Below are 24,062 nucleotides of genomic sequence, written 5' to 3' on the forward strand. Positions count from 1 at the left end.
GCCGCTCACCAGCTGACCTCGTCCAGCACCAGGCGGCCCGCCTTCCGGTACTCGCGCCGTGCCCCGGCCAGCAGATCGGCGCCGGTCACCGGCTCGCCGCGACCGGCCGCCGCGTACGCCGCGGTCACCACCGCGCTGCGGATGGAGCCGCCCGCCAGCTCGAAGTCGCGGGCGCACGGGCCCGGGTCGATGCCGTCCTCGCACGGCACATGGGCCAGGCTGTGCCGCCACAGGGCGAGCCGCTGCCCGGCGTCGGGGAACGGGAAGTCGACCACCGTGTCCAGCCGCCGGGTGAACGCGTCGTCGATGTTCGCCCGCAGATTGGTGGTGAGCAGGGCGATGCCGTCGAACGCCTCGAGGCGCTGGAGGAGATACGCGCTCTCCAGGTTGGCGTAGCGGTCGTGGGAGTCGTTGACCTCGGAGCGCTTGCCGAACACCGCGTCCGCCTCGTCGAAGAGCAGCACCGCGTCGGTGCGGTCGGCCTCGGTGAAGATGCGCTCCAGGTTCTTCTCGGTCTCGCCGACGTACTTGTCGACCACCGAGGACAGCTGGACCACATACAGGTCCAGGCCCAGATCGGCGGCGACCACCTCGGCGGACATCGTCTTGCCGGTACCGGACTCCCCCGCGAACAGCGCCAGGACGCCACGGCCCCGCCCGCCGCCCGCGCTCAGCCGCCAGTCGCCGAGCACCCGGTCGCGGTGGCGGGCGCGCAGCGACAGCTCGCGCAGCTGGCCGAGCGGTTCGGCGGGCAGCACCAGATCGGCCCAGCCGACCTCGGGCCGGATGCGGCGGGCGTGGTTCTCCAGCCCGGACGCGGAGTGCTGGCGGGCCGCGCGGCGCAGCTGGTCAGGGCCCAGCGGGGTGCCGTCGAAGGCGGCCAGCCGCAGCGCGGACCGCGCCGCCCGGCGGATGCGCTCACCGCCGAGCCGGTACGGGGCGACCGTGCCCGCAAGGTCGAAGCCGGGCCCGTCCATCGCGTCGACGCCGAGCGCGGCCGCCCAGGCGTCCACCCCGCCCGACGGCAGCCGGGGCACGTCCAGCACCAGGGGGTCGTGGTCGCACCACTGCGGGTCGTACGCGGATCGGCCGGTCAGCAGCACCGGTACGCCGGGCACCGCCAGGGCCCGGATGAGCGGCCCCGGCCGCTCGGGCAGCTCGGACACCACGATCCCGCAGCCGCGCAGCCGCGCCTCGCGCAGCAGCTCCGGCACGTGCTCTTCCTGGTCGGCCGCTCCCGGGGTGAAGTGCAGCGCGTCGTACCCGGCGGCGCCCAGGGCGGTGGCGGCGCACGACAGGCCGTCGCCCTCCCGCTGTTCGCGCAGATAGACCGTGCCCGGGGCGGTGGCGAGGTGCCGGGCGAGCCGGTGCGCCACGGGCTCGTCGTGGGCCGGGGCGTCGAGGTCGCGGGCGTGGCCGTCGAGCGCGGCGTCCTGGGTGTCGTCGCCGAGCAGATGGGCGGCCACCCGGTCCGGCACCCGCAACGAGCGGCTGAGGAAGGGCCGTTCGCCCTCTTCGACCAGCAGCAGCCCGTACGCGGTCAGCGGCGCCGTCGGGTGGAGGCGGGCCCGGGCGTCGGCGCGGGTCGCGGGCAGGCCGCACAGGTCGAGCACCAGCCCGGTGGTGGCCCTGCGGCGGGTGACGTCGTCGTTGAGGTAGCCGTACAGCGGCTCGACGGCGCGGTCGAGGTCGGGGGCGAGCGCGATGAGCAGGACGGCGGTGTCCAGCCCGGTCAGCCCGAGGCGCAGCGCGAGCCGGGCCAGCCGGTCACCCTCCCGCGGCGGCGGTTCGGCCTCCTCCGTGGCGTCCGGGGCGTCCGGGGGCGGCGCTTCGGCGGACCGCAGCAGATGGTGGCGTACGGCCTCCTCCGGCAGATGCAGCCCGCGCAGCGGGTCGGCAGCGGTGGGGTCGTCCGCGCTGCGCCGCTCCACCAGGGCGGCGATCCGCTCCCGCAGCCGGGCGAGCCGGGCGAGCAGCGCGGCCGCCGGATCGCCGGACGGGGTGTCGTGCGCGGGGGTGGCGCTGTCGGTCACCGGGTGCGTGCTCCCGTGGTCGTCGGGGCGGGGGCGAGGTGGCGCGGCTGGTGCATGCGCTGGCCGTCCTCGGCACCGTCGATCTCGCGGGCGCGCACCAGCGTGCCCTCGGTGACGGGTGGCCCGGCGTCGTAGTCGGGGTGGGCCGGGAACGGCACGGTGACCACGAGGTCGAGCGACGGTTTGAGCATGCCGCCGAGCGCGGACCAGATCTCGGCCAGGGAGCGCGATTCGGTCTGAATCCCGGCGACGGTGAGCGGCACGCTGAGGCCCAGTTCGGCCATCGCCTCCGGAAGGGTGTCCGGCGGCAGCAGTTCATGGGGCAGCAGGGTGGCCAGCGCGGCGGAGAGCAGGCGGTGTTCGTCCTCGGGCCGCTTGGTCCACGCGGTGAGCAGGTACGACAGCCGGAACCAGCGCGGCGGGCGGCGCCTGCGGACCACGATGCCCTGTTCGTCGCGGACGGCGGCCGCGCCGCGTTCGCGCCGTTTGATGTCCTCCCGGATGTCGTACAGATAGCAGTCCAGGACGGGGGCGTTGCGGCGCGCGGACCATTCCTTGGTCGGGGCGTCGAAGGCGATCTCGATATCGCTTCCGGCGAGTGCGCCGCTCTGGAGCAGCGTCCGCAGCAGTGCGTCGACTTCGTGAATCACGAGATGTACCCCTCGCGCAGCGCGTAGGCCACGGCGTGGGCGCGATTGCGCAGATCCAGCCGCGTGGTCAGACCTTGCATGATGTTCTTGACCGTCCGCTCCGAATACGACAACTTACTAGCAATTTCCCCAGTTCCCATTCCGTCCGCGACCAGCCGCAGCACGTCGATCTCGCGCGGGGTGAGCCCCGAGGGGTGGGTGGCGGGGTGGCCAGAGGCGCCCGGCCGTAAGCTGCCGACCTGGGTGATCAGCCGCCCGAGCAGATCGGACGGCAGGTCGCCGTCGCCGTGGAAGGCCGCGGTCACGGCCCTCAGCAGCCGTCCGCCGGTGGCCTCGTGGCGCCAGACGATGGCGCCGACGCCCGCCTCGATGACGTCCAGCAACTCTGCCTCGCGGATCAGGCTCACCACGAGGACGGGGTGCAGCCCCTCGCTGCGGACGAGCCTGCGCAGCTGGGAGAGCAGGGCCTGGTCGGGGGATTCGGCGAGCAGCACGGCCACGCCCTCGCCACCCGCCGCGGCCTCGTCGACGAGGTGCACTTCCGGATGCTGCCGCAGCTGGCTGATCGTTCCTTCTCGTGAGATCGGATCCGGCGCATGGACCACGACCGGAATTTTTTTCTCGGGTTCCACGATCGCCGAATGGAAAGTTCCGCGCACTGTTCCTCCCCTGCCGTCGCGATGGGGCGACAGCTCCCGATAACAACCACACGGGCGGAATCCTTTCTACCACTCCGATATCCGCAGAACCCGCTCTCGACGCGCCCGGAAAGTGTTCAGAAGTGCCCAGGAAAGTGCTCGGGGAAATGCTCGAAAAGTGGCCGGTTTTCTGCCCACTTGAGGCTCACCACCGGAGGAGCACCAGGGGGCGGCCACTCAGGGACCGCCGCTACTCTCCTCCCTCAACGAGTATTTGACGGCTCATCAGCACGTCAGCAAGGAGTGCCATGACTCACCGTGACAGCCACTTACCCGGAAGTCTGGGTGAGCAGTTGCGCGCGGCGCGGCAGCGCGCGTTCGTCGGACGTGACCGCGAACTGGCCCAGTTCCGCTCGGCGCTGGACGGCGCGGAGCACAGATTCACTGTGCTCTTCCTCACCGGGCCCGGCGGCATCGGCAAATCGGCGCTGCTGCGGCGCTTCGCCGACGAGGCGCACGCGGCCGGGCTGACCGTGGTCGAGCTGGACGGGCACAGCGGTGAGTGCAGCCCGGCGGCGTTCGAGGCGGACGCGGCCGAGGTGTTCGCCGCCGACCGGCCGGTGCTGCTGGTCGACACCTTCGAGGAGTACCGGTCGCTGGAGTCCTGGCTGCGGGACCGTTTCCTCCCCCGGCTACCGCTGGGGGCGGTGGTAGTACTCGCCGGGCGGCAGCCGCCGTCGGAGCGCTGGCGGACCGACCCCGGCTGGGACGGGATCCTGCGCGTCGTCGGCCTGCCGGAGCTGCCGCACGGCGAGGCGGTCGCCCTGCTCACGGCGCGCGGGGTGCCGCCGGAGCGGCAGGACGGGGTCCTCGCCTTCGCGGGCGGCAACCCCCTGGCCCTGTCGCTGGCCGCCGAGGTGGCGCGCGGCCCCGACGACGGGAACGGCGCCTGGACCCCGGCCCAGGACGTGATCGGCACGCTGGTGTCCCAGCTGGTGGGCGAGGTGCCGTCGGCGGTCCACCGGCAGGCGCTGGAGATATGCGCCCACGCCCATGTGACCACCGAGGAGTTGCTGCGGGCCGCCCTGCCCGAGGCCGACGCGGCGACCGCGCCCGGGGTCGATGCGGGCGCCCTGTTCGCCTGGCTGCGCGGGCTGCCGTTCATCGAGTCGGGCCCGTGCGGGATCTTCCCGCACGATGTGGTGCGCGAGATCCTGGACGCCGATCTGCGCTGGCGTGATCCCCAGCGCTACCGGGTCATGCACGGCCGCATCCTCAGCCATCTCGTCGAGCAGGTGCAGCAGGCCCGCGGCCTCCCCGGCGGTTCCGGCGGCCCCGGCTCGAGCTCCGCTGCGGGCCCTGCCCTGCGCGGCCTGTCGGCCGCCGTGCTCTACCTCCAGCGCGACGGCTTCGGCCGCAACTGGTTCGGCAGCCCCCGGCCGCAGGAGGTGTACGAGGACCAGCTGCGGCCCGGCGACCGCGACGCGGTGCTGGAACTGGCCGCCAGGGAGGGCCCCGAGGAGAACGTGGCCATCGTCCGCCACTGGCTCGACCGGCAGCCCGAGTCCTTCCACGTCTACCGGCGCTCGGTCTCCGGCGAGACGGTCGGCTTCATGTCCTGGCTGCGGCTCACCGAGGCCCGGGCGGCGGACCGGGGCGCCGACCCCGTCATCGCCGCGGCCTGGGCGCATGTGGACCGCACGGCCCCGCCGGCGCCCGGGGAGCACCTGGGCATCGCCCGGTTCACGGTGCGCGCCGACCCCAACCCCTCCCCCGCCGGGGACCTCATGAGCGCGCGGATCATGGCCGAAGTGCTCACCGGTGACGGCCTGACCTGGGCGCTCGTGGTGATGGACGACTTCGAGACGTACCAGCGCTCCTCGTTCGTCGCGGAGCTGGACAAACCGCCGCTGGTCCAGGTCGGCGACCGGCTCTACGGGCTCTTCGGCCACGACCGGCGGAGGATGTCACCCGATACCTTCCTCCGGCAGACGATGCAGCTGGACCCCGGCCAGGGGGACGCGCGGGCGGCCGCGCCCGCCGCCTCCTCCGCCCCGCCCGCCGCCGCGGCCGCGCCGTCGACGGCCCGCGGGCACGACCGCCACGGCGCCCTGTCCCGGGCCGAGTTCGACGCGGCCGTACGGCGCGCCCTGCGCTCCTGGCACCGGCCCGACGCGCTGTCGGCCAGCCCGCTCCTGCACACCGGGCTGGTGGCCGCCGACGCGGCCGACCCCGTGGAGGCGCTGCGGGACGTCCTCGCCGAGGCGGCCGGGAAGCTGCGCGCTGACCGGCTGGGCGAGAAGCTGCACCGGGCGCTCGCGGTGACGTACTTCGAGGGCGCCCCGACCCAGGAGGCCGCGGCCGAACTGCTCGGCCTGCCGTTCAGTACGTACCGCCGTCACCTCGCCCGCGGCCTGGCCCGGGTCTGCGAACTGCTGTGGCACCAAAGGCGGCCGGACCTGCCCGGCGAGTGACCCGCTCAGCGAGTGACCCGCACGCTCACCGTGAGGGCTCCCTGGTTGTCGTCCAGGCAGGTGTCGCCGTCGTTGATCCGCAGCTCCAGCGTCCCCGCGCGGTTGGCCCGGAACCGCCACTCGCGCGTGACGCGATGGCTCGGCAGGCTCTTGGGGTTCCCGGAGAAGCGGCCCAGCAGGGTGCCGAAGGGGGCCTCGGAGTCGACCTTGCAGCTCCAGGCGCCCCGCAGGGACTCGTCGTCGGCGGCGCTGTGCCCCTCAGGACCGACCGTGGGCAGCAGGCCGGAGTCCACCGTCCAGGTGCCGGTGGAGTAGCGCACCGTCACCGAGTCGCCCCGGCGCAGCTTGGTCCGCGTGGCGCGCTGCCAGCCCTGGTCCGACCGGACGTCGAAGGTCGTGGTGACCGGCGCGGCCGAGGTGGCCGACGGGGACGGGCCGGCCGGGGCCGCGTCGTCCCCGTCGAACGGGGGCGCGCCCGTCAGGAGCAGGAAGACCCCGGTGACCACGGCGGACACGGCCCCCGCCGCCACCGGCCACCACCACCGCACCCTGCCGCGGCGGGGCGGCGCCGCCGTGGCCGTGCGGTCCACCACGGTCGGCGCCGCGCCGAAGGTGCGCATGCCGGTCATGGTCGCTACGTCCGGCTGAGGCTGGGGCTCGGGCACCCGTGCCGTCGCGGCGTAGCTCCCCGTGCCGCCGGCGGCCGCCAGGGGTTCCGGCTCGGCGCCGTCCGCGACGCTCCGCAGCGCCTCGCGCAGCGCCGCCGGGGAGGGGCGCTGGTCGGGCGACTTGTGCAGCAGCGCCTCGACGACGGGCCGCAGCGGGCCGACCCGGTCCGGGATGTTCGGCTCCGCGAAGGTGACCGCGTGCAGCGCGGCGGCCTGGGTGGTGCGGTGGAAGGGCGCCACCCCGGAGGCGACGGCGGACAGGGTCGCGCCCAGCGCCCACAGGTCGGACGGCGGGCCGATCTCGTCGGCGGTCAGCCGCTCGGGGGCCATGTAGCCGAGGGAGCCGAGGAGTTCACCGGCGGTGGTCAGCGAGTCGTCGCCTTCGAGGGCGGCGATGCCGAAGTCGGTGAGGACGGCGTTGCCGTCCGGGCGCAGCAGGACGTTGGCGGGCTTGATGTCGCGGTGCAGCGCCCCGACGGCGTGCACGGCCTCCAGCGCGCTCAGCAGCTGGAGGCCGAGGGCGGCGGTGTGTTGCGGCGACAGCGGACCGGCGGCCGCGAGGTGGCGGTCCAGCGACGGGCCGTCGATCAGCTCCATCGTGATCCACAACCGGCCGTCGTACTCGACCAGATCGTGGACGCCGACCACATGGGGGTGGTGCACCCGGGCGACGGTGCGCGCCTCCCGCACCGCGCGGCGCAGCCGCCTGTGGTGCTCGTCGCCGTCGCTGTGGACATGCAGCTCCTTGACGGCGACCTCGCGCTCCAGCACCCGGTCCCGGGCACGCCAGACCGTGCCCATACCGCCCCGGCCGAGCCGGTCCAGGAGCAGATAGCGTTCGGCGATCAGCCGTCCGTCCTCGGCGGATCTCACTCGGAACTCCCCTGTTCTCTCCCCCCGGCCCCCGCCGATGCGCGGGGAACGACGCGGCGAGCATAGCCGGACCGTTGTCGTACCCCTGATGTTGACTGAGGGGGTAAGCGATCGACCGGGCCGGGGGGACGACGGCCCACCGGCACACGGCATTTCAGGGGGCACAGCGATGACCACAGCCGAGCAGACTCCGCCTACGGTTCCGGACGCCGCCTGGCTGGAGGCCCGGTTCGGCGCGGGATCGCTGTGGCGACCGGCGGAGTCCGAGCTTCCGGAGGAGCTGACCGACCGGGCGTCGCGGGAGTTCCTGACCACGATCGGGTTCCCCGCCGTCGAGATCGGCCTCATCGGCTTCGACTCGACCCATCTGCGGGACCCCGGGCGACGTCACACCTTCGACGCCGACGAGGTGTACGGGAGGCGTCGCCCCGACGACCACTCCCCGCCCGAGAACTTCTGCTTCTGCTTCGGCCTCCACTACGAGGACATGCTGATGCTCGACGCGGCGGCCGGCGACATCGATCACTACGACCCGAACGGCTGGGACCACGGCGAGGGCTACAAGGGCACGGTGGCCGATTCGCTGCCCTCGCTCGCCGTCCTGCTCGGGCTGCTCGCCGAGCGGGCGGAGGCCATTGAGGCCCTGGAGGACGACGAGGAAGCCCGGGCCAGGGCCGTCGAGGAGCTGCGCGCCAAAATGGCCGACTTCGACGCGTACGTGGAGGACGCCCCGTTCTGGGATGAGATGTTCGAGTACATGGCTACTTGACCGGCGCTCATCGCGAGCGACGGGTGTTCAATGGACCACATGGCGGACGACAACGGCTGGAGCGTCGAGCTGAGCGGGGTCCCCGAGACCCTGCTGTGGAACCTGTACATGCGCGCGTACGAGGCGCGTCAGGCGCGGCCGGTGCTGGACGACCCCAAGGCCGTGGAGCTGGTCGACCGCATCGACTACCCCTTCGAGGAGACCTTCGGCCCGCCCAGCCCGCTGCTCGCGCAGGGGCAGGCGCTGCGCGTGCGGACCTTCGACGACGCCGTACGGGGCTTCCTCGCCACCCACCCGGACGGCACCGTCGTCGCGCTCGCCGAGGGGCTTGAGACCCAGTACTGGCGGGTGGACAACGGACGGGCCCGCTGGCTGTGCGTCGAGTTGCCCGAGACGGCCGCGGTGCGGCGCGCGCTGCTGCCGGACGACGAGCGGCGGCGCACCCTCGCCCGGTCGGCGCTCGACCTGTCCTGGCGCGACGAGGTCGACGCCTCGCGCGGGGTGCTGATCACCGCGCAGGGGCTGCTGATGTATCTGCGGCCCACCGAGGTACGGGACCTGATCGCCGGGTGCGCGGAGGGCTTTCCGGGCGGGGCGCTGGTCTTCGACGCGGTGCCGCGGTGGTTCAGCGCGCGCACGCTGCGCGGCGGGCTGCGCACGGCGCGGGGGTATCAGGCGCCGCCCATGCCGTGGGGCATGGACGCGGGTGAGCTGGGCAAGGTCCGGGGCGCCCATCCGCGCATCAGCGAGGTGCGGGAGCTGCCGCCGCCGCGCGGGCGCGGGCCGTACCACGGGGCGCTGGCGCCGGTGCTGCGGCGGCTGCCCGGCGTACGGAACGTGCGGCCCACGATGACCGCGATCGCCCGCTTCGGCTGAGCCTCACTGATCGCCGAGTCAGTCGACGTCTCATCGCCTGGATGAAAATCCGGTGCACACGGACTCATAGGGGGCATTCCTCGCCACCATCCATTGCGCTTATCTCAACGCCTCCGTACCGTGTCGGCCATGCGGCAAGAGTTCGACGTCGCGGCGCGCGTCCGTCAGGTGATCGACGAAGCGGGATGCAGCCAGCGGGAGTTCGCTCGGCGGGTGGTGATGGACCCCTCCAAGCTGTCCCGCTCGCTCGGCGGCACCCGCCGTTTCACCGTCGCCGAACTGGCCCGCATCGCCGACGCGGGCCGGGTCGACGCCGGGTGGCTGCTCGGCACCACCGGTCCCGGCGAACCCGCCGCCGACACCCCGGAACCGGCCGTCCGCCCCTCACCCCCCGAGGGCGGGCGGCCCCTCCAGATCGTGCGGGAGACGGTCAGGCTGATCGCCGAGCACGGCTTCCACTCCGTACGCGTCGCCGACATCGCCGCCGCCTGCGACACCAGCACCGCCGCCATCCACTACCACTTCCCCGGCCGCGCCGAATTACTGGAAGCCGCCGTGCGCTGGTGCATGGACGAGGACACCATGCGCCGCGCCGGCCGCCTCGCCGAGGCCGACGACGCCCTCGAGGAACTGCGTCAGCTCATCGACCTCCAGGTCCCGGAGAGCACCCAGCAGCGCCATCAGTGGCTGGTGTGGATGGACCTGTGGGCCGAGGCGGCGCGCTCGACCTCCATCGGGCAGCTGCACGCCGCGTTCTACCGGGAGTGGCGGCGGACGATCGCCGAGGTGATCCGGCGCGGCATCGCCCAGGGCGTGTTCCGCGACGTCGACCCCGAGTTCAGCGCGCTGCGGCTCACCGCGCTGATCGACGGGTTCGCCACCCAGGTGGTCGCCACCGCGCCCGGTGAGGGCGGTACGAGCGCGGAGCGCATGCGCACCGCCTGCCTCGCCTACGTCGACACCGAACTGTCCGCACAGCCCCCTCACCATCCGGACGAAACCCGTTCATCCCCGTTCCCGTAGCTACGGAGCAGTCGCAGAAGACGGAGAAGCGCCATGCCCATGAACGACAGCGTCATCATCACCTGCGCCCTCACCGGGGCCGGTGACACCGTGGGCCGCAGCCCCCACGTCCCCGTCACCCCCGAGCAGATAGCCCGCTCCGCGGTCGAGGCCGCGGAGACCGGGGCGGCCGTGGTCCACATCCACGTACGCGACCCCGAGACCGGCGCCCCCGCCCGCGATCCGCGGCTGTACCGCGAGGTCGTGGAGCGGGTGAAGGAGACCGGCACCGACGTCGTCATCAACCTCACCGCGGGCATGGGCGGCGACCTCGTCATCGACCCCGAGGCACCGCTCACCCACCTCCCCGGCACCGACCTGGTCAGCGGCCTGGACCGGCTCCCGCACGTCGAGGACCTGCTGCCCGACATCTGCACCCTGGACTGCGGCTCGCTCAACTTCGGCGACGGCAGCAACCTCTACGTCTCCACCCCCGACATGCTGCGCACCGGCGCCAAGCGCATCCAGGAGCTGGGCGTCCGCCCCGAGCTGGAGATCTTCGACACCGGACAGCTGTGGTTCGCCAAGCAGCTGCTGGCCGAGGGGCTGCTGGACGACCCGACCGTCTTCCAGCTGTGCATGGGCATCCCGTGGGGCGCGCCCGCCGAGCCCGGCGTGCTCAAGGCCATGGTCGACCTGCTGCCCGAGGGCGCGCAGTGGGCCAGCTTCGCGCTGGGCCGCATGCAGATGCCGTGGGTCGCCCAGTCCATCCTGCTCGGCGGCAACGTACGGGTGGGCCTGGAGGACAACCTCTACCTCAGCCGGGGCGTCAAGGCCACCAACGGCCAGCTCGTCGAGCGCGCCGTCCAGATCACCGAGCTGCTGGGCGCCACGGTCGCCACTCCGGACGAGGCCCGCCAGCGGCTCGGCCTCAAGCCCCGCGCGTAAGGCCCCCGTCCGCGTAAGGCCCCTCCCCTCCTCTTCCCCTTAGGACCCCCATGCCCTCACCCCCTTGCGCCCCCGACCGTGTCCGCCGCGTCGCCTGTATCGGCGCGGGCGTCATCGGCGGCGGCTGGGTCGCCCACTTCCTCGCCCGCGGCTACGACGTCACCGCCTGGGACCCGGCGCCGGACGCGGAGACCAAGCTGCGCCGCCTGGTCGACGCCGCCTGGCCCGCGCTGGAGCAGATCGGCCTGGCCGAGGGCGCCTCACCGGACCGGCTGACCCTCGCGCCGAGCCTCGAAGAGGCCGTCGCGGAGGCGGAGTTCGTCCAGGAGAGCGCCCCCGAGAAGCTGGAGCTGAAGCGGAGCCTGCTGGCCCAGCTGGACGCGGCGGCCCCGCCCGGCGTCGTCATCGCGTCCTCCACCTCCGGCTATCCGATGACCGACATGCAGACCGAGGCCACCGACCCCGGCCGCCTCCTCGTCGGCCATCCGTTCAACCCGCCGTATCTGATCCCGCTGGTCGAGGTCGCCGGCGGCGAGAAGACCGACCCGGCCGCCGTGGAATGGGCCTCCGCCTTCTACAAGGCGGCCGCCAAGTCCGTCATCACCATGGACCGCGAACTGCCCGGCTTCATCGCCAACCGCCTCCAAGAGGCCCTGTGGCGCGAGGCGTTGCACATGGTCGCGAACGGCGAGGCCACCGTGAAGGACATCGACGACTCGATCACCGAAGGACCCGGCCTGCGGTGGGCCTTCATGGGTCCGTGCCTGACGTTCGCCCTCGCGGGAGGCGAGGGAGGCATGGGGCATATGCTCGATCACTTCGGACCGTCACTGAAATCGCCATGGACGCGTCTCGAAGCCCCTGAGCTGGACGACTCGTTGCGTACGGCCATGGTCGACGGATGTGACGAGGCGGCGGCCGGGCGGAGTATCGCCCAGCTCGTCGCGGAAAGGGACCAGGGCGTGATCAACGTCCTGCGGGCGACCGGCCGGTTGCCCGAGCAGCGCAACGAGGGAGGCGACACGTGAGCGACCAGCTCCCGCATTACCACCAGACCGTCCGACCGGAATGGATCGACTACAACGGTCATATGAGCGAGGCGTTCTACGTCCTCGTTTTCGGACACAGCACGGACGAGATGATGGTCGAGACCGGTCTCGATTCCGGATACCGGGTGAAGACCGGCTGCTCCCTCTACACCGTCGAGACGCACATTCGCTATCTCCACGAAGTCGAGGAGGGCGCCGAGCTGACCATCCGCACCCGGGTGCTGGGTGTGGACGAGAAGAAGGTGCGGTTCTCCCACGAGATGTACGTGGGCGAGCCGGAGGGTGGCGATCCCGTGGCCACCACCGAACTGCTCGCCCTCCACATCGACCAGAAGGAGGGCCGCTCGGCGCCGTTCCCCGAGGAGGTCCGCGAGCGGCTCACCTCCCTGGTGGAGAAGGCACCCGACTGGGCGGGCCGTTCCATCGGCCCGGTTCCCGCGGCCGCCTAGGCGCGGCGGCACACGCAGAGACGAGGGGGTCACCGGCCGTTCCGCGGCCCGGTGACCCCCTCGACGCGTCCGGCTCAGACCCTCGTGTCCGCCTCTCGTCGGCGCAGGCCGTCGAGGATGACGCTCATCAGCGGCCGTGCCGCGGAGTCCCACTCCTCCCGGTCCAGTCGGCCGAGGTAGGCGATGAGCTGGAGGACTCCGTGGGCGTCCACGTCCGTACGGAGGGAACCGGCCGCCTTCCCGGCGTCCAGCAGGAGGGCGAGCGCGCCTTCGATGGGGTTGTGGCTGTGGGCCACGAGGTCCTGCCACGCCGCCGGTTCGAGCGCCGCCAGGACACCGCGCTTGATCCCGGCGTAGTCGATCACCCGGTCGAGCCAGTGCCGCAGGGCCTCCACGGGCTCGTGGGCCGCCAGCAGGGCGGAGGCGGCGGTCACGAGTTCCTCGACGTCGCGCCGGTAGACCTCGGCGAGCAGCGCTTCGCGGTTGGGGAAGTTCCGGTACAGCGTCCCCTGCCCCACCCCCGCCCGCTTGGCGATCTCGTTCAGGTGCACATGGCTGGACCCGGCGAGGGCTGCGCGGGCGGCCTCCACGATGCGGGTCCGGTTCCGCTCCGCATCCGGACGGCGTGCTGACGCGCCCATGAGCCCCTCCTGAAGTTCCGCCGCTGACAAGTGGACACGTGTCCGGTAGGTTGATCCCTACTGCGGACACGTGTCCACTTTACCTTGGAGGCAAGGGTGCCCTCTCTTCACGGCAAGACCGTCGCCATCACCGGCGCGAGCGGCGGCATCGGCGAGGCCACGGCCCGGCTGCTCGCCGAGCGCGGCGCGGCGGTCGTCCTCGCTGCGCGCCGCGGCGAGCGCGTCGACGCCATAGCCCGGGACATCCGGGACGCCGGGGGCCGCGCCACCACCTGCGTCGTCGACGTCACCCGGGCCGAGGACCTGGAGCGCCTGGTGTCCACCACCGTCAGCGAGTACGGCCGTATCGACGTCCTGGTGAACAACGCGGGCATCGCCCCCATCGGCCCGCTGGCCGACCTCGACACCGCCGGCTGGTCGGCCATGATCGACGTCAACCTCCGCGGCATGCTCCACGGCGTCGCCGCCGCGCTGCCCGTCTTCCGCGAGCAGGGGGCGGGCCACCTGGTGAGCATCGTCTCCGTGGCGGGCCTGTCCGTATCCCCCTCGATGGCCGTCTACGCCGCGACCAAGAACGCGGTGCGCACCATCCACGAGGGGCTGCGCAGGGAGTCCACCGACGGGGTGGTGCGCACGACGGCCATCTCCCCCGGCTACGTCCGCACCGACCTCGCCGACTCCATGGCGGACCCGCACCTCCGCGAGCAGACGCGCACGGCCATGGACGCGGTCGGCATCCCCCCGGCGGCGGTCGCCCGCGCGGTTGCCTTCGCCGTCGAGCAGCCCCATGACGTCGAGATCGGCGAGATCAACGTCCGCCCCACCGTCCAGGCATGACCCGGGCCGTTCACCGCGCCCGGCCGGGCGGCCACCGCCGCGTCCGGGCCGGCTTCCTAGACTTCGGTCGTGATGCCTCCCGCCGCCCTCCCCTCGCCGCTCACCCCGCTCGTCGATCCGGTCATGGAGCGCGCGGGGCTGGAGCTGCGGTTGAAGCGGGACGACCTCATCCATCCCACCGTCCCCGGCAACAAGTGGCGCAAGCTCACGCCCAATCTGCGCGCCGCCGCCGAGCAGGGGCACACGCGGTTGCTCACCTTCGGCGGGGCGTACTCCCACCACATCCGCGCCGTCGCGGCGGCCGGGGCCGCGTGGGGGCTGGACACCGTCGGCATCATCCGGGGTGACGAACTCGCCGAACGCCCGCGCAACTGGTCCCTCGCCCTCGCCGAGTCGTACGGCATGCGGCTGTCCTTCCTCGACCGGTCCGGCTACCGGCAGATCCTGCGCTCCCTGGACGACCCGGGGACGCGGCGGGAGCTGGAGGCGCGGTGGGGGCGGGCTTATGTCCTGCCGGAGGGCGGTACGAACGCGCTCGCCGCGCAGGGGACCGCCGAACTCGTCGCGGAGATGCCCGACCTGGGCGCGCGCGACCTCGTGTGCTGCGCGGTCGGCACGGGCGGCACGCTGGCCGGGATCGCCGCCGCCCTGCCGGAGGGCGCGCGGGCGCTGGGGTTCGCCGTCCTGAAGGGGGCGGACGGGTATCTGGAGGGCGAGGTCGCGGAGCTGCACCGGCGGGGGTGGGGGCGGGGCTTCTCCAACTGGCGCATCGAGCACGGCTGGCACGGCGGCCGGTACGGGCGGGTCCCGGCCGAGCTGGAGGCGTTCGCGGCGGGGTTCGAGGAGCGGCACGGGGTGCGGGTGGAGCGGCGGTACGTGGCGAAGATGCTGTGGGGTGTGTTCGGGCTGGCCGAGGCGGGGGCGCTGCCGAGGGGAGGGCGGGTGACGGCGGTCGTGACCGGCCCGCCGGATCCGCGGTAGCGGGTGGTCTTCCCCCACCCCGCCCCTTCCCGAAACCGGGGCTCCGCCCTGGGCCCCACCGGGGCTGCGCCCCTGGACCCCGCCTCTCGGGCGCGTCCGCGTAGTCCCGCCGGGCTCACGACGTCCCGCACGCTCGCTGCGTTGTCGGCGCGTCCGAGGAGGACCGCCCCCGGACTCCCTCCGGGAGGTGCCTGACACCGCGGGCTGACCCGGAGTGGCGGTGAGGGGTCACTCGGGGGTTCGTAGGCGGATGACCGCCACCGCCGCGTGGCGGACCGTGCTCTCCTGGCGTACCTCCACCGTCAGCTCCGGCGCGATCGGCTGGTACGCGATCCACGCGCCGACCGTGTCGATCGCCGTGGGCGGTTCCGGAGGCGGGGGCTCCGTAGGGGGCAGGTCCCGCAGGGCCGGGGTGAGCTGGGCGCGGACCGCCGGGGAGAGGGGGCCGGAGACCACGGGGGTGTCGTCGCCCGGGAGCACCAGCGCGAGGGCCCGGGGGCGGAGGCGGGGGCCTACGACGCCGACGACCATCGCGTCCCGGGTCTCCGCGTGCCGCAGTTTCCGCCAATGCCTCCCCGCCCGGTACGGCTGGTCGGGGTGCTTGATGACCAGCCCCTCCACCCCGATCGCCGGGAACGCCTCGTACCAGGTGGCGGCCACCTCCGGGTCCATCGTCATCGGGACGGCCTGAAGCGGCGGGCCGAGCGGTTCGAGGAGCGCGAGGAGGAGGGCCCGGCGGCGTTCGTACGGCAGGGGGCGCAGGTCGTCCGTGCCGCTCGCGAGGAGGTCGAACGCCGCGTAGGAGGCGGGGAGTTCGCGGGCGAGCCGCGCGGCGCGGGCCTCGCTCGCTGCGGTGGCGCGCTTCTGGACGGCGGCGAAGTCGGTGTGGCGCCCGACCCACACCACCACCTCGCCGTCGAGCACCGTGCCCACCGGGAGCCGTTGCGCGGCGGCCGCCAGGTCGGGGAAGGCGCGGGTGACGATGCGGCCGGAACGGGCCTGCATCCGCACCTCCTCCGCCAGCCGGAAGATCAGCAGCCGATGGCCGTCGAACTTCGGCTCGTACGCCAGCCGCCGCCCCGGCCCCGCGACCGGCAGGGTCGGGATCGGCCGGGCGAGCGCAACCGGCACGGGCGGCAGCAGGGCGGTCATGCGGTGCCGGGCAGCGGATGGGCCCGTGCCGGGTCGAGGAGCGGGGCGAGCAGATCGCCGTGGCGTTCGAGGCGGGCGGGGAGGTCGTCGACCCGGAACACCAGCCGCCCCGGGTCGTCGCACGACTCCACCTCGTCCCAGGTCACGGGCGTGGAGACGGTCGGCTCCCGGCGGGCCCGGGGCGTGTAGGGCGCGGCGGTGGTCTTGGCGGCGGCGTTCTGGCTGAAGTCGACGAACACCTTGCCGGGCCGCAGGGAGCGCGTCATCTTCTGGATGGCGAGCCCGGGCAGCGCGGCGGCGGCCTCCGCCGCGAGCCGCCGGGCGTAGTGGGTGACCTGCCGGGACGGCGCCGGTTCCAGCGGGGTCAGCAGATGCAGCCCCTTGGAGCCGCTGGTCTTGGCGTACGCGGCAAGACCATCCGCGCGCAGCCGCTCCCGCAGCCATACGGCGACGGCGCAGCAGTCCACGACCGTGGCGGGCGGTCCGGGGTCGAGGTCGAACACCAGCCGGTCGGCGAGGCCCGCCCCCACGTCGATCCGCCACATGGGCGCATGGAACTCGACCACCAGGTTCGCCGCCCACATCAGCGAGGCCAGGTCCTGCACCAGCACTTGGCGCGCGGTCTCCCCCTCATGGCGGCTGACCTCGGCGGTCGTCACCCAGGATGGCGTGCCGGGCGGCGGGTTCTTGGTGAAGAACAGCTGCCCGTCCGGGCCGTCGGGATAGCGCAGGAACGCGAGCGGGCGCCCCCGCAGATGGCCGAGCAGCGGGTCCGCGGCGGACGCCAGGTAGTGCAGCAGCTCGCCCTTGGTGGTGCCGGTGGCCGGGTGGATGACCTTGTCGAGGTTCCTGAGCGCGATCCGTCGCCCCTCCACCTCCGTGATCGGGGACATACGATAAGAATCTCACGAAAGGGATCAAGCATGCGATCTATCTGAAATGGGAACATTTCGTTCGGTCTGGTGAGCATCCCGATCAAGATGTATCCGGCGACCGAGGATCACTCGGTGTCCTTCCGGCAGATCCACACCGCTGACGGCGGTTCTCTGGGGGTATGAGGTGTTCCCTGGCGCCATTCTCCGCATCGATGCAGCTCACAGCCGGTTGCGTGAAAGACGTCCAGTGCAACATCCGTTGCGGGATCAGCGGATCAGATGAACCGGCCCTGGTCTCCTATATCTGACCCACGGTGCCAAGTACCCGTCGGCCCTCTGCCCCTCCCCCCGTTGCTTCCTGCCCGGCCTCTTCGCTAGGCCGAACGAGTACTCGACGGAGGGGCGGGGACGTTCATACGCCGGGAGTGGTCACCCGAGGACATGGCAGCAGCAGTTCGGGATCGCGAGGGCAGACAGCACCGCGAGGGCGTTGAAGCCCTCACAGCTCGAGCTGATCGAGGACTCATACGACCTGGTCGCGGCCGGCCTACCGTGCGTCGAGTGCCTCCACCTCGGCCGCTTCTGGGACCGCCTTCGCGTTCGTCCTGCGGCCCCGGAGGCCGAGGGCGACGAGTGCGGCCGCCGCCAGTACGATCGTTGTTTCCACCGCGAGGACCGTGTGGAGGCCCGTCAGCAGGTCCGACGTGGTGGTGGCGAGGACGCCCAGGAGCGGGATGCCGATGGTGATGCCGACCTGCTGGGTGGAGGTGACCAGACCGGTCGCCAGGCCCTGCTCCGCGTCCGGTACTCCGGACGTGACCGTCAGGCCGTAGGAGACGATCACACCGAGGTGGCACACGCACGCCAGGGAGATGGCGGCCGTGGCGAGCCACACCGACCAGACGTGGGTGCCCAGACCCAGCAGCGCCCCGGTCAGCACACCCTGCCCGGCGAGCGAGCCGACGAGTGTGCGACGGGCTCCGAAGCGGCCGATGACCTTGGGGGCGTAGGCCCCGGCGACGGCCGACAGCACGCCCGCCACGCCGAAGACCAGCCCCGTCCGGAAGGCGGACAGGCCCAGGGTCTCCTCGAAGTACAGGGTCAGCACGAACACCAGCGTCGACATCATCGAGAAGGTGACCAGACCGCCCACGTTGCCCCATGCCACGGTGCGGCGGCGCAGCATCGGCAGGGAGACCAGCGGCGCCTCGGTGCGGGACTCGATGAGCACGAACGCGATGAGCAGCGCCAGGCCCGCGACCAAGGTCGCGATGACGTCGACGTGCCCGAAACCGCGGTCGGCGGCCGTCGACAGGGCGTAGATCACCGACAGCAGACCGCCGGTGACGGTGACCGCGCCGGGCACGTCCAGGCGCGGGCGCTCAGGGGTGCGGGACTCGGGCAGCAGCCCCGGGGCGAGGGGCAGGACGATCAGCGCGAAGAGGGCGAGCACGCCCATGGTGGAGCGCCAGCCCAGCACGTCGGTCATGACACCGCCGGCCACCATGCCGACGGTGAAGCCGAGCGAGAGCAGCGTGCCCGAGATACCGAGGGCGCGGTCGCGGGCCGGTCCCTCCGCGAACGTCGTGGTGAGCAGGGACATCCCGGTCGGGACGATGGCCGCCGCGCCGATCCCCTGCAGGGCCCGCCCGGTGAGGAACGACGCCGGGTCCCAGGCGAAGGTCGCCAGCAGCGAGGCCGCCCCGAACAGGGCGAGTCCGGTCAGGAACAGCCGTCGGCGGCCGTACAGGTCGCCGATGCGGCCGAAGAGGAGCAGGAAGCCGCCGGACGGCAGTGCGAACGCGGTGACCGCCCACTGCAACGCCCACTGGCTCATGCCGAGGTCGGCGCCGAGGACGGGCAGCGCCACGTTCAGCACGGAGAAGTCGAGGGCCACCATGAACTGAGCGGCGCACAGGACGAACAGCACGAGTCTGTCGCGCGTCGACAGCCGTGGGGTGTCGAGCGGTGAGGGTGCGGGATTGGTATCGATCGCCATGGGCAAGAGCCTGCGGCCGGTGGAATAGCCGTGGGGAGCGGCAGGTTCTCCTGGTGGTGGCACCACCAGACACGAGGAGGACCGGATCATGCCCGGGGACGCGCCCAAGACCCGGCGGCGTAGCGAGCTGCGCGAGTTCCTGATGAGCCGGAGGGCCCGGGTCACCCCGGCCGACGCCGGACTCCCGGAAGGTGGCGCCCGCCGCCGCACCCCGGGGCTGCGCCGCGAGGAGGTCGCCGTGCTCGCGGGTGTCGGCGCCTCCTGGTACCAGTGGCTGGAACAGGGCCGGAACATTTCGGTCTCCCCGCAGGTCCTCGACTCCGTCGCCCGCGTCCTGCGGCTGAGCAACGCCGAGCGCCGCCATCTCTACGTCCTCGCCGGGATGAACCCGCCCGTGCCCGAGATCGAGCCGGACAGGCAGCGAGACATCTGCGAGGGGCTGCAGCGGCTGATCGACACGTGGATGCCGTATCCGGCGCACATCATGGACCTGTACTACAACACCGTGCTGTTCAACGAGGCGGCAGCGACGGTCCTCGGGATGCGGCCCGGCATCACGCAGAACTGCCTCGTCGACTTCTTCACCGATCCGATGTACCGCTCCCGTGCGCGGAGTTGGGAGCAGAACGCGCGCACGGTCGTCGCGCAGTTCCGGGCCGCCTGTTTGGCCAGCCCGGACGACGAGGGGTTCCAGGCGGTGGCGGCCGAACTGAAGGCGGCGAGCGCGGAGTTCACCGAGCTGTGGGAGCGGCGGGACATCGAGGAGGCCGGGCAAATCCGCAAAGAGATGGACCACCCGGTGCTGGGGCTGCTGTGCTTCGAGTCCAGCGTGATGAGGCTGCCGGCGCGACCGGATCTGTCGATCGTGCTGCACACGCCGCTGAACGAGGCGGATACCGCGGGCAAGCTGGAATGGCTGGCGTCGCCGGAGGGGCGGCGCGGGGCGATGTACCCCATGGCGGGATAGCGGCGGTGCTACTGAGGTTTTCGGTTCGGTGGATGGCCGCCGCATCCGGGTGGGGTATCGTCCGCCGCGGCTCCGGCCGATGACGGACCTGAGCCGGAGAGGACGACTCATGGGCTCGAAGACGGAACGTACGCGCGGCAGGCAACGTGATTCGGATGCCACGCGGGCCGCGCTGCTCGGCGCTGCCCGCGACCTGTTCGCCCGCCACGGATATGACGCTGTGACCGTTCGGGACATAGGAGAGCATGCCGGCGTCGACGCCTCCCTGATCGCGCGGTATTTCGGCAGCAAGGCTGCCTTGTACCGGGCGGCGGTGGACGAGGACAGCCGGAACGTGAACGTGTCGCCCGAGACGCTCGACCTGGGGGCCTTCACCGTGGAGGCGCTGCACCGAGCCGACCGTAGAGGCGCGCCGGGCCCTGTCGTCCAGGCTCTCCTCTCCCGGAGCGACGTCGCCGAAGCGCGTACCACCGCGGCAGACGAAGCACGCACCCGCCTGATATCTCCGCTCGCCAACCGACTCGCGGCCGAGGGTGCCGACGATCCCGTCGGCCGGGCCGAGGTCCTGATCTCCTGCTTGATCGGCGTCATCGCCCTGCGCACGAGCCCCAGCTTCGAGCGCCTGTCGGCAATGAGACCTGAAGAGATCGGTGCCATTCTCGAGGCCGCCGCGCAATCGCACACCGAGCCCGCACAGCGTGCGCCCGGCTCCGCCGCCAAGGAAGAAGCCTAGGATCCGGATAGCGATGTGACATTCAGGCTGCGGCCCCTCTGCGGCGTCAGGATGCCGTTGCTTTGCGGCGACCAGTCTTGCCGGTGAGGGCATTAATCAGCTCTTCGCGGCTCATCGAGGATCGGCCGGGGATGCCGGCATCGGATGCGCGGTGGTAGAGCTCCGCCTTGCTCAGCCCCTCGAGGTCGGATGCCTTCGAAGGCTTCTTCGTGACCTTCTTCGCCTTGCGGCTGGCCCGGCTCTTTTCGGCCGCTTCTTTCAGCTGCGTCGGCTTCCGAGCGGCCTGGGCCTCTTCTGTGCCGGCCTCTCTCTTGCCTTTGGCTTTGTCGACGCTGGCTTGCAGGACGTCCATGAGGTCGATGACGTTGGTGGAGCGTGGCGGAGGCTCGCTCTTCTCGATCGTCTCACCAGCGCGTTTCGCCTCGACGAGTTGCATCACGCGCTCCTGATAGGTGTCGTGATACTCCTCGGGCTCCCATTCGGTGCTCAAGGCCTCAACCAGCTGAACCGCTGTCTGCAGCTCCTTATCGGCGACCTGCGCGCCTTCCGGGAGATTCCCGATTTCGCGGCGGGGATCGCGCACCTCGTCAGCCCAGTGCAGAGTGTGAAGCGCCAGGACGTCTCCTTCTGGTTTCACAGCGACCAAATACTCGCGGTTACGCATGACAACGGTGGCGATCCCTGCCTTGTTGGATCGGGCCAGGGCCTCGCGCAGCAGGGAATAGACCTTCGCGTACTCCTTGCCCTTCGGTGCCACGTAGTAGGCCTTGTCGAAGAAGATCGGCTTCACCTTTTCCGCGTCGACGAATCCCGTGATTTCCAGCCCCTTGGACCGACCAGGTGCGATCTCGTCCAGCTCGCCGGGCTCGACCACCACGTACTCGTCCCCCATGTCGAAGCCCTTGACGATCTCGTCCATGGGGACTTCTTCGCCGGTGCGTTCGTTGACCCGCTTGTTGCGCACACGGTCGGATGTTCCGCGCTGGATCTGGTTGAAGCGGATGGTGTGGCTCTCCGTGGCGGTGAACAGCTGCACCGGCATGGCGACCAGCCCGAATGACAGAGCACCGCTCCAGATCGCCCTCGCCATGGCCCCTTCACCTCCCTGTTCATCCCCATCGCACCCCCACAGGCCGGTGATCGCATCCCGAGGTCCCGCGGCTGACGCCAATAGGGTGGGGCGGCCGGCATCAGTGGCGGATCTGATTCAGCGACCGGGTCAGCTCCCGGTTCGCGGCCCGTGCGGCCTGGAGCTCTTCGGTGCGGTCCTCAAGCTGGCCTTTGAGGTCCACGACGTGCTGTTCGAGGGCTGTGATCTGCCGCTGAAGCTGGTCAATGTCGGCGGAGGCTCCCAGACCGGAGTCGCGCCAGGCTTGTTCACCGAGCTGTTGGGAAAGCCGGTTCTCCAGTTGCCGGACGCGGGCGGTGAGCCGGGCGTTGCGCTCCAGGGCGTTCACCAGGTACCCGCCCCCGGGCCACCGCCGGATGGCCGCCGACGCCACAGGAGGGGGCGGGGCCGCAGGGGTGGGGTCCTGGACGTTACGTGTATTTGTAGCGCCTGCTTCCGGCCCACCCCACGTCTCCGAGCACCGGCGCCAAAAATATACGAGTCCAGGACCCTGCCCCGGAGGCCCCGCACCCGGCACCCACCACCCCGGCGACCGCGCCCCACCGGTCAGCTGAAGGCAGGCGCGTGGTCCGCGACCCAGGTCGCGAACGGCCGGGCCGGGCGGCCCGTGATGCGTTCGACCTCCGGGGAAATGGCCTGCGGCCGGTCCACGCAGCCCTCGAAGACCCGCAGCAGCGAGTCCGCGATCTCCGGCGTCACGAAGCCGCCGATCATCTTCTCGCGCGCCACCTCCACCGGGATCTCCTCGTACCGCACGGGCCGGCCGATGACCTCGCCGATGATCCGCACCTGGTCGGCGAAGGTCAGCGACTCCGGGCCGGTCAGTTCGGGGGTCTGGCCGACCAGGTCGTCGACGAGGAGGGCGCGGGCGGCGACGGCGCCCATGTCGGCCTCGTGGACGGGCGCCATGTGGGCCGCGGCGTACGGGCCGTACACCACGTCCCCGGTCTTGATCTGGTCCGCCCACTGGAAGGCGTTCGCGGCGAAGGCACCCGGCCGCACATGGGTCCACTCCAGGCCGGTGCGCTCGACCTGGGCCTCCAGGTCGCGGTGCATGGCACCGATCGGGTTGGCCTGCGGGTCGGTGGCCTCAAGGACGGAGGACGACGACAGCGTCACGATGCGCCGCACCCCGGCCTCCTTGGCCCGCTCCAGCAGCTTGTCGGTGCCCAGCTGCCACGCCACCGCGGCGTGGAGGAAGAGCCCGGTGGCGCCCTCCATCGGCAGATCCTCGGTGCGGGCGGCGTGGACGCCTTCGGGGAAGCGGGCGGTCCCGGGGTCGCGGGTGAGCGCGCGGACCTCCGCACCCGCGGCGGCCAGCTCCTTCACCACGTGCGCGCCGACGTTTCCGGTGGCTCCGGTTACCACGAACATCATGCAACTCCCTGTCTGTCCGACTGTCCAAAGCTCTTCGGAGACAGCGTTCATCCAATCGGATGAACTTGTCAAACATATAGATGGAGCTAATGTTGTCCGGTCGAGCACAAGGAGTTGAAGGACATGGAGGGGACGCCGAAGAGGCCCCGCCGCGCCCCCGCGCCCGAGGAGCGCAAGCTGTGCCCGGAGCGCTCCCGGCGGCTGCTGCTGGAGGCCGCCCGGGACGTGTTCGCGGAGAAGGGGTTCGCGGGCGCCCGGGTGCAGGACATCGCGGACCGGGCGGGCGTCAACAAGCAGCTGATCGCGTACCACTTCGGCGGCAAGGAGGGCCTGTACCGGGAGCTGGGCCGCGAGTGGCTGAAGCGCGAGGAGACCTTCAACGACCCCGCGATCCCCCTGGACGAGCTGGTCGGGCGCTATCTGCGGGAGGCGTTCGCCGATCCTCGGGCGACCCGGTTCAACGCCTGGTGCGGCCTTGACGACGCCGCGCCGGAGGAGGAGCCGGAGGACCTGTCCGATCTGCGGCGCCGCCAGGCGGCGGGCGAGATCGCGGAGGACATCGACCCCGCGATGGCGATGCTGCTGTACGTCAGCCTGGTCACGGCGCCGATCGCGCTGCCGCACGCCGTGCGCCGGTTCTTCGACGCCGACCCGGAGTCACCGGAGTTCCGCGAGCACTACGCGGAGCAGCTGCGCAGGATCGTCCGCCACCTGGCGACCTGAAAGCGACGTAGCCACAAAGCGACGTAGCTACTCCGCGACCCCGTCGATCTGGAACGTCTGCACCGACTGCGCCGCGAACGGAACGCTCAGCCGCTTGCCGTCCAGCGCCGTGTCCCGGCGCGCGGTGTACAGGTCGCCGCCGCCCGCCGTCTGGGGCGACCAACGCGGCACGAGGCCGCCCGTACTGCCGCTGACCTGGCCGAATAGGGTCCATCACCT

At 72.0% G+C, this 24,062-nt stretch carries 24 protein-coding genes and 1 pseudogene; 13 read left to right on the forward strand and 12 right to left on the reverse strand.

The annotated features are described in order from the left end of the window. Nucleotides 1-5 precede the first annotated feature (5 nt). Genes ACH4TL_RS05085 through ACH4TL_RS05095 form a run of 3 tightly spaced genes read right to left on the reverse strand, consistent with a single transcriptional unit; the run spans nucleotide 6 to nucleotide 3,342 of the window. Entirely contained in the window at nucleotides 6-2,033 is a 2,028-nt protein-coding gene (locus tag ACH4TL_RS05085) for an ATP-binding protein (RefSeq protein ID WP_398311969.1), read from the reverse strand. Next, nucleotides 2,030-2,683 (reverse strand): DUF4255 domain-containing protein, encoded by a 654-nt coding sequence (locus ACH4TL_RS05090; protein WP_398311965.1) that lies wholly within the window; start codon nucleotides 2,681-2,683, stop codon nucleotides 2,030-2,032. The genes ACH4TL_RS05085 and ACH4TL_RS05090 overlap by 4 nt, the downstream gene beginning before the upstream one ends. Next, entirely contained in the window at nucleotides 2,680-3,342 is a 663-nt protein-coding gene (locus ACH4TL_RS05095; RefSeq protein WP_398311962.1) for a response regulator transcription factor, read from the reverse strand. Before ACH4TL_RS05095 ends, ACH4TL_RS05090 begins: the two co-directional genes overlap by 4 nt. 287 nt (nucleotides 3,343-3,629) lie before the next feature. Between ACH4TL_RS05095 and ACH4TL_RS05100 the strand changes: the two genes are divergently transcribed. Further along, nucleotides 3,630-5,795 (forward strand): ATP-binding protein, encoded by a 2,166-nt coding sequence (locus tag ACH4TL_RS05100; protein ID WP_398311959.1) that lies wholly within the window; start codon nucleotides 3,630-3,632, stop codon nucleotides 5,793-5,795. A 5-nt stretch (nucleotides 5,796-5,800) separates the two neighbouring features. On the opposite strand, the gene ACH4TL_RS05105 is transcribed toward ACH4TL_RS05100, so the two are convergent. Continuing rightward, nucleotides 5,801-7,336 carry a protein kinase gene (locus tag ACH4TL_RS05105; protein ID WP_398311956.1) on the reverse strand — a complete coding sequence of 512 codons (1,536 nt, stop codon included), beginning with the start codon at nucleotides 7,334-7,336 and terminating at the stop codon, nucleotides 5,801-5,803. 169 nt (nucleotides 7,337-7,505) lie between these two features. On the opposite strand from ACH4TL_RS05105, the gene ACH4TL_RS05110 reads away from it, so the two are divergent. The 6 genes from ACH4TL_RS05110 (at nucleotide 7,506) to ACH4TL_RS05135 (ending at nucleotide 12,429) form a co-directional block, all read left to right on the forward strand. After that, nucleotides 7,506-8,105 carry an SUKH-4 family immunity protein gene (locus ACH4TL_RS05110; RefSeq protein WP_398311953.1) on the forward strand — a complete coding sequence of 200 codons (600 nt, stop codon included), beginning with the start codon at nucleotides 7,506-7,508 and terminating at the stop codon, nucleotides 8,103-8,105. 30 nt (nucleotides 8,106-8,135) lie between these two features. Further along, complete coding sequence (locus ACH4TL_RS05115) at nucleotides 8,136-8,981, forward strand: class I SAM-dependent methyltransferase (RefSeq protein WP_398311950.1); 846 nt, start codon at nucleotides 8,136-8,138, stop codon at nucleotides 8,979-8,981. 129 nt (nucleotides 8,982-9,110) lie between these two features. Further along, nucleotides 9,111-10,004 carry a TetR family transcriptional regulator C-terminal domain-containing protein gene (locus ACH4TL_RS05120; protein ID WP_398311947.1) on the forward strand — a complete coding sequence of 298 codons (894 nt, stop codon included), beginning with the start codon at nucleotides 9,111-9,113 and terminating at the stop codon, nucleotides 10,002-10,004. A 33-nt stretch (nucleotides 10,005-10,037) separates the two neighbouring features. Continuing rightward, the gene (locus tag ACH4TL_RS05125; protein WP_398311944.1) at nucleotides 10,038-10,931 is read left to right on the forward strand and encodes a 3-keto-5-aminohexanoate cleavage protein; all 894 of its coding nucleotides are present in this window, start codon (nucleotides 10,038-10,040) and stop codon (nucleotides 10,929-10,931) included. 50 nt (nucleotides 10,932-10,981) lie between these two features. Further along, on the forward strand, nucleotides 10,982-11,959 hold the full coding sequence (locus tag ACH4TL_RS05130) for a 3-hydroxyacyl-CoA dehydrogenase NAD-binding domain-containing protein (RefSeq protein ID WP_398311941.1): 978 nt from the start codon (nucleotides 10,982-10,984) through the stop codon (nucleotides 11,957-11,959). After that, a complete protein-coding gene (locus ACH4TL_RS05135; protein ID WP_398311938.1) occupies nucleotides 11,956-12,429 on the forward strand; it encodes a thioesterase family protein in 474 nt (157 codons plus the stop codon). Before ACH4TL_RS05130 ends, ACH4TL_RS05135 begins: the two co-directional genes overlap by 4 nt. Before the next feature lie 74 nt (nucleotides 12,430-12,503). On the opposite strand, the gene ACH4TL_RS05140 is transcribed toward ACH4TL_RS05135, so the two are convergent. Next, nucleotides 12,504-13,070 (reverse strand): TetR/AcrR family transcriptional regulator, encoded by a 567-nt coding sequence (locus ACH4TL_RS05140; RefSeq protein ID WP_398311935.1) that lies wholly within the window; start codon nucleotides 13,068-13,070, stop codon nucleotides 12,504-12,506. Nucleotides 13,071-13,166: 96 nt separating this feature from the next. On the opposite strand from ACH4TL_RS05140, the gene ACH4TL_RS05145 reads away from it, so the two are divergent. Together ACH4TL_RS05145 and ACH4TL_RS05150 are read left to right on the forward strand one after the other, a co-directional pair. After that, nucleotides 13,167-13,907 carry an SDR family oxidoreductase gene (locus tag ACH4TL_RS05145; RefSeq protein WP_398311932.1) on the forward strand — a complete coding sequence of 247 codons (741 nt, stop codon included), beginning with the start codon at nucleotides 13,167-13,169 and terminating at the stop codon, nucleotides 13,905-13,907. Nucleotides 13,908-13,979: 72 nt separating this feature from the next. Then, the gene (locus tag ACH4TL_RS05150; protein ID WP_398313660.1) at nucleotides 13,980-14,888 is read left to right on the forward strand and encodes a 1-aminocyclopropane-1-carboxylate deaminase/D-cysteine desulfhydrase; all 909 of its coding nucleotides are present in this window, start codon (nucleotides 13,980-13,982) and stop codon (nucleotides 14,886-14,888) included. Between the two features lie 228 nt (nucleotides 14,889-15,116). Here the strand turns inward: ACH4TL_RS05150 and ACH4TL_RS05155 are convergent, their stop codons facing one another. Both ACH4TL_RS05155 and ligD read right to left on the reverse strand, forming a co-directional pair. Next, the gene (locus tag ACH4TL_RS05155) at nucleotides 15,117-16,040 is read right to left on the reverse strand and encodes an ATP-dependent DNA ligase (RefSeq protein WP_398311929.1); all 924 of its coding nucleotides are present in this window, start codon (nucleotides 16,038-16,040) and stop codon (nucleotides 15,117-15,119) included. Beyond that, nucleotides 16,037-16,933: a non-homologous end-joining DNA ligase gene (gene ligD / locus ACH4TL_RS05160; RefSeq protein ID WP_398311926.1), complete on the reverse strand. Its 897-nt coding sequence runs from the start codon at nucleotides 16,931-16,933 to the stop codon at nucleotides 16,037-16,039. The genes ACH4TL_RS05155 and ligD overlap by 4 nt, the downstream gene beginning before the upstream one ends. A gap of 54 nt (nucleotides 16,934-16,987) precedes the next feature. Here ligD and ACH4TL_RS05165 point away from each other — a divergent pair. Next, nucleotides 16,988-17,089, forward strand: a pseudogene (locus tag ACH4TL_RS05165) (Ku protein); the annotation flags it as partial. Between the two features lie 373 nt (nucleotides 17,090-17,462). Here the strand turns inward: ACH4TL_RS05165 and ACH4TL_RS05170 are convergent. After that, on the reverse strand, nucleotides 17,463-18,914 hold the full coding sequence (locus tag ACH4TL_RS05170) for an MFS transporter (protein ID WP_398311923.1): 1,452 nt from the start codon (nucleotides 18,912-18,914) through the stop codon (nucleotides 17,463-17,465). 88 nt (nucleotides 18,915-19,002) lie between these two features. On the opposite strand from ACH4TL_RS05170, the gene ACH4TL_RS05175 reads away from it, so the two are divergent. Both ACH4TL_RS05175 and ACH4TL_RS05180 read left to right on the forward strand, forming a co-directional pair. Next, a complete protein-coding gene (locus ACH4TL_RS05175) occupies nucleotides 19,003-19,881 on the forward strand; it encodes a helix-turn-helix transcriptional regulator (protein ID WP_398311920.1) in 879 nt (292 codons plus the stop codon). Between the two features lie 109 nt (nucleotides 19,882-19,990). Next, a complete protein-coding gene (locus ACH4TL_RS05180) occupies nucleotides 19,991-20,614 on the forward strand; it encodes a TetR/AcrR family transcriptional regulator (RefSeq protein ID WP_398311917.1) in 624 nt (207 codons plus the stop codon). 46 nt (nucleotides 20,615-20,660) lie between these two features. Here the strand turns inward: ACH4TL_RS05180 and ACH4TL_RS05185 are convergent, their stop codons facing one another. The 3 genes from ACH4TL_RS05185 to ACH4TL_RS05195 all read right to left on the reverse strand — a co-directional run bounded on the left by ACH4TL_RS05185 (nucleotide 20,661) and on the right by ACH4TL_RS05195 (nucleotide 23,120). Continuing rightward, nucleotides 20,661-21,704 carry a Ku protein gene (locus ACH4TL_RS05185; protein WP_398311914.1) on the reverse strand — a complete coding sequence of 348 codons (1,044 nt, stop codon included), beginning with the start codon at nucleotides 21,702-21,704 and terminating at the stop codon, nucleotides 20,661-20,663. 100 nt (nucleotides 21,705-21,804) lie between these two features. Continuing rightward, nucleotides 21,805-22,071: a hypothetical protein gene (locus ACH4TL_RS05190; RefSeq protein ID WP_398311911.1), complete on the reverse strand. Its 267-nt coding sequence runs from the start codon at nucleotides 22,069-22,071 to the stop codon at nucleotides 21,805-21,807. Between the two features lie 218 nt (nucleotides 22,072-22,289). Further along, nucleotides 22,290-23,120 (reverse strand): SDR family oxidoreductase, encoded by an 831-nt coding sequence (locus ACH4TL_RS05195; RefSeq protein WP_398311908.1) that lies wholly within the window; start codon nucleotides 23,118-23,120, stop codon nucleotides 22,290-22,292. 123 nt (nucleotides 23,121-23,243) lie between these two features. Between ACH4TL_RS05195 and ACH4TL_RS05200 the strand changes: the two genes are divergently transcribed. Beyond that, complete coding sequence (locus ACH4TL_RS05200) at nucleotides 23,244-23,843, forward strand: TetR family transcriptional regulator (protein ID WP_398311905.1); 600 nt, start codon at nucleotides 23,244-23,246, stop codon at nucleotides 23,841-23,843. 27 nt (nucleotides 23,844-23,870) lie between these two features. Here ACH4TL_RS05200 and ACH4TL_RS05205 read toward each other — a convergent pair whose 3' ends face one another. Further along, the gene (locus tag ACH4TL_RS05205; RefSeq protein ID WP_398311902.1) at nucleotides 23,871-24,014 is read right to left on the reverse strand and encodes a hypothetical protein; all 144 of its coding nucleotides are present in this window, start codon (nucleotides 24,012-24,014) and stop codon (nucleotides 23,871-23,873) included. Nucleotides 24,015-24,062: the final 48 nt, after the last annotated feature.

The sequence above is a fragment of the Streptomyces sp. NPDC021115 genome (assembly GCF_044333065.1).
Taxonomy (GTDB): domain Bacteria; phylum Actinomycetota; class Actinomycetes; order Streptomycetales; family Streptomycetaceae; genus Streptomyces.

Excerpts from the sequence above, each read along its gene's own strand:
- ACH4TL_RS05115 (WP_398311950.1), top strand. The coding sequence starts at position 8,136 with ATGGACCACATGGCGGACGACAACGGCTGGAGCGTCGAGCTGAGCGGG.
- ACH4TL_RS05110 (WP_398311953.1), top strand. The coding sequence starts at position 7,506 with ATGACCACAGCCGAGCAGACTCCGCCTACGGTTCCGGACGCCGCCTGG.
- ACH4TL_RS05200 (WP_398311905.1), top strand. The coding sequence starts at position 23,244 with ATGGAGGGGACGCCGAAGAGGCCCCGCCGCGCCCCCGCGCCCGAGGAG.
- ACH4TL_RS05140 (WP_398311935.1), bottom strand. The coding sequence starts at position 13,070 with ATGGGCGCGTCAGCACGCCGTCCGGATGCGGAGCGGAACCGGACCCGC.
- ACH4TL_RS05120 (WP_398311947.1), top strand. The coding sequence starts at position 9,111 with ATGCGGCAAGAGTTCGACGTCGCGGCGCGCGTCCGTCAGGTGATCGAC.
- ACH4TL_RS05180 (WP_398311917.1), top strand. The coding sequence starts at position 19,991 with ATGGGCTCGAAGACGGAACGTACGCGCGGCAGGCAACGTGATTCGGAT.
- ACH4TL_RS05155 (WP_398311929.1), bottom strand. The coding sequence starts at position 16,040 with ATGACCGCCCTGCTGCCGCCCGTGCCGGTTGCGCTCGCCCGGCCGATC.
- ACH4TL_RS05175 (WP_398311920.1), top strand. The coding sequence starts at position 19,003 with ATGCCCGGGGACGCGCCCAAGACCCGGCGGCGTAGCGAGCTGCGCGAG.
- ACH4TL_RS05100 (WP_398311959.1), top strand. The coding sequence starts at position 3,630 with ATGACTCACCGTGACAGCCACTTACCCGGAAGTCTGGGTGAGCAGTTG.
- ACH4TL_RS05185 (WP_398311914.1), bottom strand. The coding sequence starts at position 21,704 with ATGGCGAGGGCGATCTGGAGCGGTGCTCTGTCATTCGGGCTGGTCGCC.
- ACH4TL_RS05150 (WP_398313660.1), top strand. The coding sequence starts at position 13,980 with ATGCCTCCCGCCGCCCTCCCCTCGCCGCTCACCCCGCTCGTCGATCCG.
- ACH4TL_RS05125 (WP_398311944.1), top strand. The coding sequence starts at position 10,038 with ATGCCCATGAACGACAGCGTCATCATCACCTGCGCCCTCACCGGGGCC.
- ACH4TL_RS05130 (WP_398311941.1), top strand. The coding sequence starts at position 10,982 with ATGCCCTCACCCCCTTGCGCCCCCGACCGTGTCCGCCGCGTCGCCTGT.
- ligD (WP_398311926.1), bottom strand. The coding sequence starts at position 16,933 with ATGTCCCCGATCACGGAGGTGGAGGGGCGACGGATCGCGCTCAGGAAC.
- ACH4TL_RS05195 (WP_398311908.1), bottom strand. The coding sequence starts at position 23,120 with ATGATGTTCGTGGTAACCGGAGCCACCGGAAACGTCGGCGCGCACGTG.
- ACH4TL_RS05170 (WP_398311923.1), bottom strand. The coding sequence starts at position 18,914 with ATGGCGATCGATACCAATCCCGCACCCTCACCGCTCGACACCCCACGG.